Source organism: Aquimarina aggregata (assembly GCF_001632745.1).
Classification (GTDB): Bacteria; Bacteroidota; Bacteroidia; order Flavobacteriales; family Flavobacteriaceae; genus Aquimarina; species Aquimarina aggregata.
The window spans coordinates 25,270-40,041 of record NZ_LQRT01000060.1; the positions used below are offsets into that span (position 1 = coordinate 25,270).

General features: G+C 32.8%; 16 protein-coding genes. 11 read left to right on the top strand and 5 right to left on the bottom strand.

The annotated features are described in order from the left end of the window. Nucleotides 1-181: 181 nt before the first annotated feature. Together AWE51_RS24815 and hemH are read right to left on the bottom strand one after the other, a co-directional pair. Nucleotides 182-1,573: an MATE family efflux transporter gene (locus AWE51_RS24815; RefSeq protein ID WP_066319780.1), complete on the bottom strand. Its 1,392-nt coding sequence runs from the start codon at nucleotides 1,571-1,573 to the stop codon at nucleotides 182-184. Next, entirely contained in the window at nucleotides 1,573-2,610 is a 1,038-nt protein-coding gene (gene hemH, locus AWE51_RS24820) for a ferrochelatase (RefSeq protein ID WP_066319788.1), read from the bottom strand. The genes AWE51_RS24815 and hemH overlap by 1 nt, the downstream gene beginning before the upstream one ends. 314 nt (nucleotides 2,611-2,924) lie before the next feature. Between hemH and AWE51_RS26755 the strand changes: the two genes are divergently transcribed. Beyond that, entirely contained in the window at nucleotides 2,925-3,101 is a 177-nt protein-coding gene (locus tag AWE51_RS26755; protein ID WP_157766222.1) for a hypothetical protein, read from the top strand. Nucleotides 3,102-3,108: 7 nt separating this feature from the next. Here AWE51_RS26755 and AWE51_RS24825 read toward each other — a convergent pair whose 3' ends face one another. Further along, entirely contained in the window at nucleotides 3,109-3,999 is an 891-nt protein-coding gene (locus AWE51_RS24825; protein WP_066319790.1) for a helix-turn-helix transcriptional regulator, read from the bottom strand. A gap of 205 nt (nucleotides 4,000-4,204) precedes the next feature. Here AWE51_RS24825 and hemA point away from each other — a divergent pair, with 205 nt between their 5' ends. The 10 genes from hemA (at nucleotide 4,205) to AWE51_RS24875 (ending at nucleotide 12,040) form a co-directional block, all read left to right on the top strand. Next, nucleotides 4,205-5,455 (top strand): glutamyl-tRNA reductase, encoded by a 1,251-nt coding sequence (hemA, locus tag AWE51_RS24830; protein WP_066319792.1) that lies wholly within the window; start codon nucleotides 4,205-4,207, stop codon nucleotides 5,453-5,455. Between the two features lie 2 nt (nucleotides 5,456-5,457). Further along, nucleotides 5,458-6,369 (top strand): hydroxymethylbilane synthase, encoded by a 912-nt coding sequence (gene hemC, locus AWE51_RS24835; protein WP_066319794.1) that lies wholly within the window; start codon nucleotides 5,458-5,460, stop codon nucleotides 6,367-6,369. Between the two features lies 1 nt (nucleotide 6,370). Further along, nucleotides 6,371-7,033: a uroporphyrinogen-III synthase gene (locus tag AWE51_RS24840; RefSeq protein WP_082832616.1), complete on the top strand. Its 663-nt coding sequence runs from the start codon at nucleotides 6,371-6,373 to the stop codon at nucleotides 7,031-7,033. Then, nucleotides 7,023-7,439, top strand: a complete 417-nt coding sequence (locus tag AWE51_RS24845; protein WP_066319796.1) for a hypothetical protein — start codon at nucleotides 7,023-7,025, stop codon at nucleotides 7,437-7,439. Before AWE51_RS24840 ends, AWE51_RS24845 begins: the two co-directional genes overlap by 11 nt. Next, nucleotides 7,436-8,461, top strand: coding sequence for a uroporphyrinogen decarboxylase (hemE, locus tag AWE51_RS24850; protein WP_066319798.1), 1,026 nt, complete (start codon nucleotides 7,436-7,438; stop codon nucleotides 8,459-8,461). The genes AWE51_RS24845 and hemE overlap by 4 nt, the downstream gene beginning before the upstream one ends. Before the next feature lie 3 nt (nucleotides 8,462-8,464). After that, nucleotides 8,465-8,959 (top strand): DUF6973 domain-containing protein, encoded by a 495-nt coding sequence (locus AWE51_RS24855; RefSeq protein WP_066319801.1) that lies wholly within the window; start codon nucleotides 8,465-8,467, stop codon nucleotides 8,957-8,959. A 113-nt stretch (nucleotides 8,960-9,072) separates the two neighbouring features. Further along, entirely contained in the window at nucleotides 9,073-9,861 is a 789-nt protein-coding gene (locus tag AWE51_RS24860; RefSeq protein WP_066319812.1) for an EI24 domain-containing protein, read from the top strand. A 40-nt stretch (nucleotides 9,862-9,901) separates the two neighbouring features. Next, nucleotides 9,902-10,804, top strand: coding sequence for an oxygen-dependent coproporphyrinogen oxidase (hemF, locus tag AWE51_RS24865; RefSeq protein WP_066319814.1), 903 nt, complete (start codon nucleotides 9,902-9,904; stop codon nucleotides 10,802-10,804). A gap of 81 nt (nucleotides 10,805-10,885) precedes the next feature. Further along, nucleotides 10,886-11,494 (top strand): hypothetical protein, encoded by a 609-nt coding sequence (locus AWE51_RS24870; RefSeq protein ID WP_066319817.1) that lies wholly within the window; start codon nucleotides 10,886-10,888, stop codon nucleotides 11,492-11,494. A 141-nt stretch (nucleotides 11,495-11,635) separates the two neighbouring features. Then, the gene (locus tag AWE51_RS24875) at nucleotides 11,636-12,040 is read left to right on the top strand and encodes a hypothetical protein (RefSeq protein WP_066319819.1); all 405 of its coding nucleotides are present in this window, start codon (nucleotides 11,636-11,638) and stop codon (nucleotides 12,038-12,040) included. Between the two features lie 11 nt (nucleotides 12,041-12,051). Here the strand turns inward: AWE51_RS24875 and AWE51_RS24880 are convergent, their stop codons facing one another. Further along, entirely contained in the window at nucleotides 12,052-13,359 is a 1,308-nt protein-coding gene (locus tag AWE51_RS24880; RefSeq protein WP_232517455.1) for a sensor histidine kinase, read from the bottom strand. Nucleotides 13,360-13,403: 44 nt separating this feature from the next. Continuing rightward, nucleotides 13,404-14,768 (bottom strand): sigma-54-dependent transcriptional regulator, encoded by a 1,365-nt coding sequence (locus tag AWE51_RS24885; RefSeq protein WP_066319827.1) that lies wholly within the window; start codon nucleotides 14,766-14,768, stop codon nucleotides 13,404-13,406. Nucleotides 14,769-14,772 lie beyond the last annotated feature (4 nt).

The following is a 14,772-nucleotide window of genomic DNA, read 5'->3' on the forward strand; positions in this document are numbered from 1 at the left end:
ACAAACACCCTATTTTATGTAGAACTAAAGTTATAATAAAAAAATAAACATAAGAAACTATTATAGAGATAGATATGCGATTTTAATTATGTCATTAAACCCTCTTGATGGGGCTACCTTATCTAACTTACGTTTTTTGAAGAAATAAGACTTTAGAGGTTAGATGAAGATAAGATGTTGTTTAATTGGTTTTTGGTGTCAATAACTTTGTTCTAATTTCGCGGTTAAGAAAATATCCTGTCACTATCGTTGCCAAAACATCTGCTATCGGAAAAGAAATCCAAACACCTAATTCACCATAAAACTTAGGTAAGATCAAGACTAGCGGAATAAAAATAAATCCCTGTCGAGATAATGTTAAAAGCAAAGCAGGAATAGCTTTACCCACTGCTTGAAAATAGGCAGCTCCGATTAGCTGAAGCGCTATAATTGGCGTAGCAGCAAATACCCATCTCATAGGCGCTGCGGTATGTGTTAGAACAAATTTATTTAGTGCTAATTCTTTTGGACTTAAACTTGGGTTATCACTTAAAAATAATGAGGTAATTTCTGAAGGAAAAATCATTAACCCGATAAATACTATTGTGGCTATTATTGCTGCATAAGTAATAGCTGTATTTATAGTTTCGCGAACGCGTGTATACTGTTGTGCACCATAATTATATCCAGCAATAGGCAGAAATCCTTGTGTTACCCCAAAAACCGGAAATAATGCAAACATTAACATTCGCCCAATGATAGCATATACCGCAACAAGACCTTCTTGACCAATATTGAACAAAATGTTATTCATTAATAAATAAGTGATACTTACTACTGCTTGTCTTGACATAGTAACGCCACCAAGTGTTGCAATTTCTGAAACGATTTCTTTTTGTAATCCGAGATGACGAAAACCTACTTTTAATTCAGAGTTTTTTGAAGAGAAGAACCAAAAGATATATAAAAAGCATGCTAAATAGGAACCTGTAGTGGCCCATGCCGCTCCGGCCATTCCCATATCCAAAAGATAAATAAAAACATAATCCATTAAAAGATTACTAATGGTTGGGATAATCATGGCTGTCATAGCGAACTTAGGCTTGCCTTCTGCTCTTATTACAGTATTGCCCATCATGGCAAAACCGAGAATAGGAACACCGTATAAAAGAATGGTGTAGTAGATTTTTGCAGGATCAAAAATAGCTCCTTTTCCACCAAATCTGGGAATGATATCATCAACAAATAGTAAGCCTAGAATTACAAGAGGAACCATCACTAGAAATCCTAAAGATATTTGGTTACCAAACGTTTTTAATGCCTTTTCTTTGTTACCCGCTCCTAATGCTCGTGAAATAATACTAGAACCTCCAACACCAATAGACATACCAATAGCTCCTATGAAAAAGGAAACCGGTAACACTACATTAATCGATGCAAAAGCTATAGAGCCAATCCAATTACCCACAAAAATTGAATCAATAAGAATATTTAGTGACATCACTAATATCCCTATTGATGCAGGAACGGCCTGTTTGATTAGTAATTTACCTATGGGTTCAACCCCTAAAGCTTCAGAAGAGACTTTTGCCATTACACCATTTCGGTTTTAACAGCTACCCATTCGTTTATCCAATTGGCAACTACATCTGCCCAATCGTCACGATCATTTAGACAAGGGATAGTGGTATATTCTTTACCGCCTACTTCATGAAATATTTCTTCTCCTTCCATAGCGATTTCTTCTAAGGTTTCAAGACAATCAGAAACAAAAGCTGGAGTAACTATGGCCATTTTTTTTATGCCTTCTTTTCCCATTCTTTCGATAGTACGATCTGTATAGGGTTGTAACCATGGGTCAAATCCTAAACGAGATTGAAAGGATGTAGAGTATGTTCCGTTTTTAAGGCCTAATTTTTTTGCTACTTGTACTGTGGTCATCTCACATTGATGGCGATAACAAAATTCATGTTGCTCTGATCCTTTTTTAAAGCAACACTTTCCGTCCATTTTACAGTTTCCATTACTAATATCACTCTTTCTAATATGTCGTTCTGGTACCCCGTGATATGAGAATAATAGATGCTCGTAATCCAAGTTTTCCAGATTTTCAGCAATACTATTAGATAAAACATCAATATATTCGGGTTTGTTATAAAATGCCGGAATATCAGTAATTTTCATATCAGGAAAATGCGCTGCACGTAACTCTTCTGCTAATACTAAAATAGTTTCTGTAGTAGCCATAGCAAATTGAGGATACAAAGGAATAATCATTACTTCTGTCACACCTTTGTCGTGTAATTCTTGTAAGCCATCCTTGATATTCAGACTCCCATAACGCATAGCAAGTCCAACAGGAATAGACGTGCGATCGGCAACCTTTTTTTGTAGTCTTTCAGATAAAACAATAAGGGGAGAACCTTCATCCCACCATATCTTTTTATAAGCTGCAGCCGATTTTTTTGGTCTTGTATTTAAAATTATTCCTTTCACCAGTAATGTTCTGGCCCAAAGAGGAACATCGATAACCCTTGGATCCATTAGAAACTCACCTAGATATTTTTTTACATCTTTTGGATCTGTACTGTCAGGGGATCCAAGATTAACAAGAAGAACTCCTTTATTCATAATTTTTCTTTTAGCACAAACAAAAATACGAACTATAAAGAGGAAAGATGCCAAAAACCATAAGAGTTTTTGATAGTATAATTTACAAATATTACTGTTTAATTATCATATTTACGGGTTAAGAATCTAACATACCTTAGAAATACGTTAAATTATGATAAACTGAAAAATAGAGTAGTTTTATTTTAGTACTTTTAGAATGAAAAAAAAGCAAAGATGAGCCCTATTTGATTAGTCTATTACTGCTAATCAAAATACTTTATTGTAGTATGAAAGGGTTCCATGTGACCGTTAACAAACAAAATTAAAAACACATGAAACGTATTATTGTAGATGTCGAAAAAGACAAACTACCTTTTGTTTTAGAATTATTAGAACAATTAGAATTTGTATCTGTTGTAGCTGCATCAGAAGAAGATCAAGGAATGTACAACTCAATAGTCTCTTTACAAAAAGGTAAAGGTAGTGCTAAAGAAGAGTTACTTGACTAAAGAGTCTTTAATTTAGACTCATAACATATTTTTTTGGAGTAGTGCCAAATTTCTTTTTAAATGCGGCAATAAAATGACTTGCCGTACTGTAGCCTACTTTTAAACCTACCTCGTTCACGTTATGACTTCCGGAAGCTAATAATTGGCGAGCTACTTCCATTTTGTAGTCGAACAAAAAGGCATAAACAGGTTCACCATAAATTTGTTTAAAACCTTCTTTAAGTTTTTTTAACGATAAACCTATTTCGTTAGATAACTCTTGAAGCGTAGGAGGTTCTGCCATTCTAGAAATAATAATTTCTTTAGCTTTTTTGATTTTGGTTACATTTTCTTCATCGACAAGGAAAGGGCATTGTTCTATATCCGCATCTTCTGGTCTATTAAAATATAGACTTAATAATTCATATGCTTTACCCTTAAAATACAGTAATTTAATAGATTGGTGTAAGCTGTAATTCATAATTTGATTAAGAACAACTGCCATAGAAGGAGAAATGATCGCATCAGTATAATACTTTTTGTCTCGATTTCCATCACCGAGAAAAGGAATATAACTGGCTTCTTTAGAGAATAAAGAATGAAATTTTTTAATTGAAATTAAAACAGTAATTAACCATGAATCTTTTTCCATTTCAATATTCATTGGTAAATCACGTTGCGGATTATAAAGTAATAAGGAGTTCTCTTCTGCGAGATTAATCGCATAACTTCCGTTGTTAAAGTTAAATTTAATACCGCCTTTAATACAAAAATGAAATTGAATAAAACTACTATTGATTTCTCTTATAATGCATTGACTTTCATTAGTTTCGTTTTTGAATTTCAAAATCGTAAAGCCATCTTCTATTTTGGTTTCTTCTAAGATTCCTGGAGCGTTATTTTTTAATTCGATTTCCATAATTAAAAAAATGATTTAATTTAGAATTAATCTAAACTATCGTTAGCGGTTTTATGTATTTATAACAAAAATAGGGGTTTTGAACGATTTTAGTTCTAAAAACTGTCGAAATTAACGCTTTTCGTTACTTATAGTTCTTCTAGCGTTACTTTATATTGCTTTTGTAAAATACATTTGTTGAACTATAAAAAGGAAAAGAGTATACATGGAGCCCCACTTACGAGCGAATGGAAAACATTTTTATGCAATTGGTCTTAGCTACAAAAAAGCTGACGCCGAGGTAAGAGGGCATTTTAGTATCAACGAAGAAGCTAAATTAAATATTCTTTCTCAAGCTAAACACGAAGGTGTTTCTTCTTTAGTGGTGATCTCTACTTGTAATAGGACAGAGTTATATGGTTTTGCAGAACATCCTTTTCAGTTAATAAAATTACTTTGTGAACATACACATGGTACTGTTGAAGAATTCGAAAAAGTGGCTTATGTTCATAAAAACAATGCCGCTATTTCTCATCTCTTTAAAGTAGGAACCGGATTAGACAGTCAAATACTTGGTGATTTTGAAATTATTAGTCAGATCAAAACAGGTTTTAAGCAGTCTAAGAAAAAGGATATGATGAATCCTTTTATGGAGCGTTTAGTTAATGCTGTAATTCAAGCGAGTAAACGTATTAAAAACGAAACAGAAATCTCTAGCGGTGCTACGTCGGTAAGTTTTGCTGCGGTACAATATATACTTGCTAGAGTACCTTATGTTTCGGATAAAAACTTGCTCCTTTTTGGTACGGGTAAAATAGGAAGGAATACATGTGAGAATTTAATAAAGCACACTAAAAACGACCATATTGTGCTTATTAATCGAACTAAAAATAAAGCCGAGAAGATTGCAGGTAAATTTAATCTGGTCGTAAAAGATTATGCTAATATACAATCAGAAATTAAAGAATCTGATGTGTTAATAGTGGCTACAGGAGCTCAAAAACCGACGATCTCTAAACAGTTAATTCATTCAGATAAACCTCTGTTAATTTTAGATCTATCGATACCACGTAATGTTGCTTTAGATGTAAAAGAATTGCCAAACGTGACCTTAGTTCATTTAGACGATCTTTCAAAAATGACAGATAGAACTTTAAAACGTAGAAGAGAACATATTCCGCAGGCAGAAGCAATTATAGATGAGATTAAAGCAGAATTTGATGCCTGGTTAGAAACTCGAAAATTTGCTCCTACTATAAAAGCACTTAAACATAAACTCACTACTTTAAAAGATGCTGAAATTAATTTACAGCGAAAAAAGTATTCTGATTTTGATGAGGAACATGCCGATATTATAAGTAGCAGAATCATCCAAAAAATCACCAATCATTTTGCCAGCCACTTAAGAGAAGAAAGCACCTCGGCAGATGTAAGTATAGAACTGATTCAAAAAGTCTTCCAACTACAAAATAAATAAACTTGACAACAACAATTCGTATAGGTACCAGAGATAGTGAATTAGCACTTTGGCAAGCTCATACGGTGCAAAACCACCTCGAGAGTTTAGGGTATAAAACTACCTTAGTTCCTGTAAAATCTACAGGAGATATAGTTTTGGATAAACCATTATACGAGTTAGGAATCACAGGCATTTTTACAAAAACGCTAGATGTTGCCATGTTAAATGGAGATATTGATATTGCTGTGCACTCTATGAAAGATGTACCTACGGCATTGCCTAAAGGAATTGTAGAAGCTGCTATTTTAGAACGAGCCAATGTTCAAGATATATTGGTACATAAAGGACTTGATTTTTTAGACGCTACGGGAACAATAGCTACAGGTAGTTTGCGACGACAAGCACAATGGCTACATAGGTACCCCGCACATACTATAGTAGATTTACGAGGAAACGTAAATACGCGTATGCAAAAATTAAATGATAATGATTGGAACGGAGCCATATTTGCAGCAGCAGGATTAGAACGGATAAATTTAAAGCCTGATAATTTTATTGATTTAGACTGGATGATCCCTGCACCAGCACAGGGAGCAATGTTAATAGTAGCAAAGAAAGAAGATGAATTTTGTCTTGAAGCCTTGGCTAATTTAAATCATAAATCATCAGAGATTTGTGTGCATATCGAACGAGAATTTTTGAGAGAGTTAGAAGGAGGATGTACCGCACCTATTGGAGCGTTGGCAAAAATAGAAAATGATACTATTCGTTTTAATGGCGCATTGTTTAGTCTAGACGGAAAGCAAAAAATAGATATTAGAAAAGAAATTAATGTAAGCGGACAAGAAGGTTTTGGAAAAGCCTGCGCAAAGGAGATATTAGAGAACGGAGGTCGTGAATTAATGAAGAAGATAAAAGCTGAAATACAATAATTTGAATGCTACAGCCAAAATACTCTCTACAAAAAAATTAACAATAGCTCAAAAAGAACTTGTGCTTAATGCGGGCCTAAGTTTTGTAGAATATGATGCTATAAAAATTAATCTTGAAGAAGTCTTTGGGGATCGCGAAATTGAAAATGCAATTTTTACAAGCAAGAATGCTGTTAGAGCTGTACAAGATTCAGGATATGATATTAAAAAGTGTTTTTGCGTGGGAACAACCACCAAGAATGTATTGGTAGAAAATGGGCAAAATGTGGTAGAAACTGCTCAAAATGCTTCAGAACTAGCAGAAATTATAGTAAAAAAGTATAAATCTGATAGTTTTTTGTTTTTTTGCGGAAATCTAAGAAGAGATGAATTACCTCATATTTTACAACAACATAATATTAGTTTAGAGGAACAAGTTGTATATACAACTAATCTTAATACTAAGAAATTTAATCATAATTTTGATGGTGTTTTGTTTTTTAGTCCTTCAACTGTTCAAAGTTATATTTCAGAAAATAGTTTAGATGAAGGTGTTGCCTTTTGTATCGGAAATACAACGGCGTCCGAGGTTAGAAAACATAGTGATACTATAATCATTGCCAATAAACCCACTGTTGCAAATGTTATCGTTCAAGCCGTAAAATATTTTAAAAATGTGGATTAAGATTTTAAGTATTATTTCGATTTCTTTTCAGTTTATAACTTTTCCATTGGCTGCCCCAGAAATTTTAGGAAAAGAATGGCTCAAAAAAACAGAAGTACTAATACGAAACTCTATCAAGACAATTCCGTTTATTATTTTATTTGTGTTGGGTATTGGGATTGGGCTTGGTTTTTCTTTTGGAGTAATAAAACAAAACAAATTGATAACGATAATTTTAGTTATTGTTATTATTATAATGTCTCTTCTTCGGAAGAAAATAACACTATTTTTAGATAGTAAAATTGTATTACCTATTTTAAATAAATTAATAATCAGTGATAATTTGCGTTTTTCTCTTTTAAAGATTGCAGCGTTTTTGTTCACTATAGCTTTTATTTTACAAATTATAATTATTGTATACTCATGATAAAAAACGATCTATTCCTTAGGGCTTTAAAAGGAGAAACAGTAGAACGACCACCAGTATGGATGATGCGCCAAGCAGGAAGATATTTACCAGAATTCATGGCGTTAAAGAAAAAGTATGATTTCTTTACGCGTTGTAGAACTCCAGAATTAGCTTCTGAGATTACAGTACAGCCTATCGATATCATTGGTCCTGATGCGGCTATATTGTTTAGTGATATTTTGGTAATACCACAAGCAATGAATATTGAGGTTGAGATGAAAGACGGTATTGGCCCGTGGTTACCTAACCCTATTAGATCATTAAAAGATGTAGAACAAGTTGTTGTGCCAGATGTACATGAAGAATTGGGTTATGTAATGAATGCTATAAAACTAACCAAAGAGCGCTTGGATAATAGAGTGCCTTTAATAGGTTTTGCAGGATCACCCTGGACGATCTTGTGTTATGCTGTGCAAGGACAAGGATCTAAGAATTTTGATAAAGCAAAAGAACTTTGTTTTTCTGCACCCGAAGCGGCACATCAACTATTACAAAAAATTACAGATACTACCATTGCATATCTTAAGGCTAAAGTAGCAGCTGGCGTTAATGCTGTACAGGTCTTTGATAGTTGGGGAGGGATGTTATCCCCGGTAGATTATCAAGAATTTTCATGGAAATATATTCAGCAAATTGTAGATGCATTAAAAGACGAGACCGAGGTTATCGTTTTTGGAAAAGGATGCTGGTTTGCTTTACATGATATGGCTAAATCTGGTGCTGCTGCCCTAGGTGTGGATTGGACTTGTTCTGCCCGTAATGCACGTTATCTTACCGGAGGAAATATAACACTGCAGGGTAACTTTGACCCTTCAAGACTGTTGTCTCCACCTGCGGAAATTAAAAAGATGGTAAAACAAATGATTGACGAGTTTGGTAAGGATAATTATATAGCTAATCTCGGACATGGTATTTTACCCAACATACCTGTAGAGAATGCACAGGCCTTTGTTGATGCTGTAAAAGAATATCGAATGTAAAGTATGAATATTTGGGGAATAGTAAGACAATTAAACTTTTGGCAGTTCACTACGTTAGCCAAAATGTTACTTGCTAATCCACTACTTGCATATCCAGCGCTTAAGGCTACCAAAAGAGCATTGTATATTTGTGATATTCATTACAAAAAAACGCATCATAAAAATGGAAGGGCTAACGCTTTTCGACATGCGATATGGAGTTTGCTTGTTTGTAAAGAAACTTTAAAAATTACCAAAACTGAAGCAAAATCTATGATTTGGGCTCAGAAAATTACAGATTTACACGAAAAACTGGCCCCTAATGCACCTTTAGAAACAGCAATGGATTTGCATAATAATGCAATGGGAATACAATTTTTTAGCACTTTAGTCAATGCTACAGAAGAAGAAGTTATTCTTTTTTTAAAGAACAAGACCAATTGTGCAATAAAGGTTACCTCTAGTATTGAAATAGCCAATTACCCTAATGATTTGGTCTATATTTTAGAAAATGAATGATTAGAAGTATTGAAAACTCATATTGTATTGAAACAAAATTTAGGAAATGACTACATATATAAAGTAAATAATCAATCATTACTGAAGGTACTTCGGTATTAAAATAGTCACTTATGTTCAAAAACATCATTAACGGAATCAAGGCGTATTTCGGAACATTTAAATTGATTTCAAAATTAGGCTTATGGAAATATTTTGCCATACCTATATTAATTAGTGTAGTCACCGGAATATTAATCATGGTATTGGCGTATTTCTTTTCGGATAATTTAGGTGCTTTTATTGCTAAAATTTGGATTTGGAAATGGGGATCAGAAACATTTGCTACCATTAGTACATATATTGGTGGATTGTTAATTTTAGTACTGGGGTTAGTGCTATATAAACATATTGTAATGGCATTATCTGCTCCGTTTATGAGTCCGGTTTCAGAAAAAATAGAGCACCATCTTTTAGGAAACACCCAACATGAACACCGTAAAACTTCATTTAGTGAGCAGTTATCAAGAGGTATACGTATTAATATGAGAAACTTATTCAAAGAATTATTGTTTATGATTCCGTTAGTAATTTTAAGTTTTATCCCAGTAGTTGGTATAATAGCAACGATACTTATCTTTTTGATACAAGCATACTATGTAGGTTTTGGAAATATGGACTATACTATGGAACGTCATTTTAATTATAAAGAAAGCGTTCAGTTTGTAAGAAAGCACAGAGGTATTGCTATTGGTAATGGTGCTGTATTTGTAGTAATGTTGTTTATTCCTATTATTGGTTTTATTATAACATTACCGATATCTGTAGTGGCTGCGTCTAGTGAAACTATAAAGATTTTAGAAGAAAAGAAACTAATTGCAATAAAAGGCACATCAGAGTCCCTTCAAAAAATTAAAGAATAAATTTTCACTATTGTGAAAAGAGCTTAAAGAAAATCTAACCATGAGAGATAAATTTTATACCTATATACAAAACCTCCAAGATCGTATAACTTTAAAACTAGAGGAGATTGATGGTAAAGCGAAATTTAAGGAGGATATTTGGAAACGCCCTGAAGGGGGTGGTGGTCGAACTCGCGTTATAGAAAATGGTAATGTATTTGAAAAAGGAGGGGTAAACATCTCGGGTGTAGAGGGAGTTTTACCAAAAGCAATGCAGAGCTATTTTAATGTAGGCGATGTTGATTTTTTTGCTTGTGGTTTATCCCTTGTATTACATCCTAAAAACCCTATGGTGCCAACAGTACATGCAAATTGGAGATACTTTGAAATGTATGATAAAACTGGTACAATAGTAGATAGTTGGTTTGGAGGAGGTCAGGATTTAACACCGTATTATTTGTTTGAAGAAGATGCAAAACACTTTCATCAAATTTGTAAAACATCATGTGATAAACATAACACTGATTTTTATCCCACGTATAAGAAAAAATGTGATGAATACTTTTATAATGCACATCGAGGAGAAGGTAGAGGTATAGGAGGTCTATTTTTTGATTACTGTAAAGCAAATGACGAGATGTCAATGTCTAATTGGTATGATTTTGTAACAGAAATAGGGGATAGTTTTTTAGATGCGTATGTGCCAATTGTAGAAAAACGAAAAGAGATAGCATATACAGATGCACAAAGAAATTGGCAAGAAATTCGACGCGGACGTTATGTCGAATTCAATTTGGTTCATGATAAAGGAACATTATTTGGATTAAAAACAAATGGCAGGATTGAGAGTATTTTAATGAGCTTGCCACCCCATGTACAATGGCGTTATGACCATAATCCAGAACCGGAAAGCGCTGAATCAAAACTAGTTAAAGTGCTTAAAAATCCCGTTGAATGGCTATAATTCAATATTTTTTCTTATATTGCGTACGAATTAATGACGGTAACCTATGTTAAAACCGTAATTTATTAACACAAACGCCCTATGAAAAAATTTCTACTATTGATCACAACAGCCGTCCTTATTGTAGGCTGCGACTTTACATCTAAAAAACCTGGATTCGTCAAGTTTTCTAAAAACACAATCGAGTTTAAGAATAATACCATTGTTCTTACCAGTGATTATGCTAAGACTTCTACAGATGAATTTAAGCAAAAATTAGATTTACTAGACGAGAGTAAACTTAAATTCAAAAAAGTTGCACTTGCCGAATTAAAGAAAATAGAAGATAAAAAAGTCGACTATGAGATATTTATAGATGTTAAAAATGTCGAAAACTATGTTTTCATTTATACGTGTGATTTTTACAAGTTAGATGAGCATAGAGCAGCAAGAGTTGTACAAGCTCTTAGCGATCAAAGAAAAGATGAGGCCAATGTACAAGAAGTGAAGTATAGAAGAATTCACGGACGTTTCTTCTTTACACCTACGTCAAAAGTTGTTAAGCTTAAGTATTTAAAAGCATACAAAAAAGACAGAAAGTTTCAAACAGAGTATATCGTAGCGTCAAAATCTGGAGGTATTGGATTACTGATTAGTAATCTTAAGGATATTGATTTTGAAAACTCGGTAAAGCATTTGGCATCAAAATAATATAAAGAGGCTTCTCTTTGTATTAAAAAATTAAAATGGTATCTAGATAACACGAATGTGGTTATCTAGATACCATTTTTGTATCTTTTCTTTTTATTCAATTTACTACAATAAATAGTTCTAATTCAAAAGATCTTATATATGAAAAGAATAATAGTACTACTACCTATAGTTTTTATCATAAGCTGTGCAAGAACATTAGAACCTACGGCAGAAAACGTAAATAAAATATTTGCTTCAAAGGATTTTACATTTGAATTTAATACGGCAACTGGTAACTGTAAATCGTTAAGTTTTAGGAATGATTATTTGGTTTACAAAAGTGACAAACCCACATTTAGAAGAGAAGTCACTTATGATGAGGTACTTTTGATTAATCAATTTATTCAGAAAATTGTAAATCTACATTCTACCTCCTTAGATCCAAAAACTTCATCATATTACGTGATAAAAAATACAGCATATACCACTACTATAGTTCCTGATCAAGAAGACTATTATTTTGAGGCATTACTCAAAACCTTAAAATTGGATCAAATACACTGAGTGTATATAAATTATTCAAAAAGCAATGTAAAAGTTGTTTCCTTATTTGGTAGGGAATAGAGTTTCAAGCTCCCTCCATGAAGATGCATGATTTGTTTAGAGAGACTTAAACCAATTCCGGTTCCGTCATTTTTAGTGGTAAAAAACGGAACAAAAATCTCATTAATTAGTTCTGTTGGTATTCCGGGACCATTGTCTTTAACAATAATATATTTTTTGTTATGTTCTGCCGTACCTGATATGATTTGTAAATGAGGATTATCAGTTTCCTTTAAGGCTTGTATAGCATTTTTTGCAAGATTTAATAATACTTGTGTTATTAATTTTTCATCTGCATATATTTCTAAATCTTCGGTAGTATTGATCACGTCAAAACTAATAGTATTAAATCCCATTTCATGGCTGGACAGCACTTTTACTTTATCTAAAAGTGTTTCTACTTTGATTAGTGACTTATCAGGAGTAGGGACATTTAGAAAACTTCTATAAGATTGTACGAAACTCATTAAATCTTTCCCCTGATTTTTAATAACTTCTAATCCTTTTGCAGTGTTTTTTACTTTATCATCATCAAGATCTTCAGCCAATAATACACCATTAGAGCCTTTATAATACCTTAAAATAGATTCGGATATAGAGGTGATAGGTGTTACAGAATTCATAATTTCATGTGTCAATACTCGTATTAGTTTTATCCAGGAATCTGTTTCATTTTTGTCTAATTCATTATTAATATCTTGTATGGTTATCAAGTTTAATTTTTCTTTATTTAAAACAATCTCATTAGATTTAATTGCGAGTTGGATCGTCTCTCGTTCATTTGTTAATTGAAAAAGCTGTCGCTCAAAAGGCTCAATGTTCTCAAACATCGCATATAATTTTTTATCAATTTGATCCAATTGTTTGATATGATTTAATGGCGTATAGTTGAGCAATTTCTCGACTTCGGGATTTGCAAAAAGAATATGTCCTTTTTTGTTAAATGTTAGAATACCAATTTCGGCCTGTTTTAAAATCTCTCTATAATATTGTTCCTGAGCTTGATTGTCTAAATACACTTTTTGCATAATTCCATTCAATGAATTAAGACTTTGATTCAATTCATTAAATGATGCTATGTCTCCATTTTCAGGAAAACGAAGTGTGAAATCTTCATTTTTAATAGAATGAAAGAAGAATGCTATTTTTCTATTGTTATAATTTAAATATCGGATTAAAAATATCGTTTGAAATGTAATTATGATTAAAAGAAAAAGAGAGAAAATATACTGTTCTTTAAAAAATAAGAAGGCCATGGCTATTGATACTAGTACAAGCATCGTAACCCTAAATATTAGTTGTCTATAAAAATTTCTACTTACCATTAGCGATCTAATTTCTTCATTTTATTATAAAGTGTCTGTCTAGAAACTCCTAATTGACTAGCGGCGGCACTATAATTTCCGTTATGCTGATCAAGAGCTTTTGTAATCATCAAGTGCTCCATCTCGTCTAGAGTTTCTGGCCCTTTTTCAAAAGACATTTCTTTTGTAGTACTTAATAGAAAATCTGTTGGTTTTAATACATTTCCTTCGCATAAAATCACAGCTCTCTCTATGGTATGTTGTAACTCTCTTACATTACCAGGCCATCGATAAGCTAATAATTTTTCTTCGGCAAAGTTGTTTATTCTAAGTGCTGGTTTATTATATTTTGACCCGAATTTTTTTAAATAGAAATCTGCTAAAATTAAAATATCATTCCCTCGCTCTCGTAGTGGTGGTACTTCTATATGAATTGTATTAATTCTGTATAGCAAATCTTCTCTAAAAACGCCATCCGCTACCATTTGGTTAAGGTTGCAATTGGTTGCGCATATTAACCGAATATCTACAGGTATTGTTTTATTAGATCCTACTCGTACAATAGTTCTATTTTGAATCGCTGATAATAATTTGGCCTGAGTTTGAAGTGATAGGTTTCCTATTTCGTCCAGAAACAGACTTCCCTTATTGGCAGCTTCAAATTTTCCTGCTCGATCTTCTTTGGCATCTGTAAAAGCACCTTTGGTATGACCAAAAAGTTCACTTTCGAATAAGGTTTCTGATATCGAACCCATATCCACTCCAATAAAAACTTCTTTTTGTCTAACAGAAAGTCGATGTAATTCACGAGCAATAAGCTCTTTTCCTGTTCCGTTTTCTCCAGTAATTAATACGTTAACATCTGTTTTGGCAACTTTAGTCACTAGATTTAGTACAGCGGTAAGTGCTTTCGAGTTACCAATGATAAAATTACTATCCTGATTAATTACCTGTTTAAGATGGGATTCTTTCTGCTTTAGTTCTTGAACTTCGTTTTGAGACTTTCGTAATAAATATGCCGATTTTATAGTGGCTAATAGTTTTTCGTTGTTCCAGGGTTTTAATACAAAATCAGTAGCACCTTCTTTTAAAGCCTTTACAGCAAGGTCAACAGCGCCATAAGCAGTCATCATAATTACAGAAATTAGTGGCGCTTTCTTTTTAATTTCTCTAAGCCAAAATAATCCTTCGTTACCAGTATTAACACCAGCAGAAAAATTCATATCCAGCAATACAATATCAAAAGTATTTAAATCCTTAAAAGAAGAGATTTGATTAGGGTTAGAAATTGTTTCTACATTCTTAAATTCGAATTGTAATAAAATTTCTAGCGCACTTAAAAGGCTCTTATTGTCATCTATGACTAAGATTTTTCCATCTTGCATGATA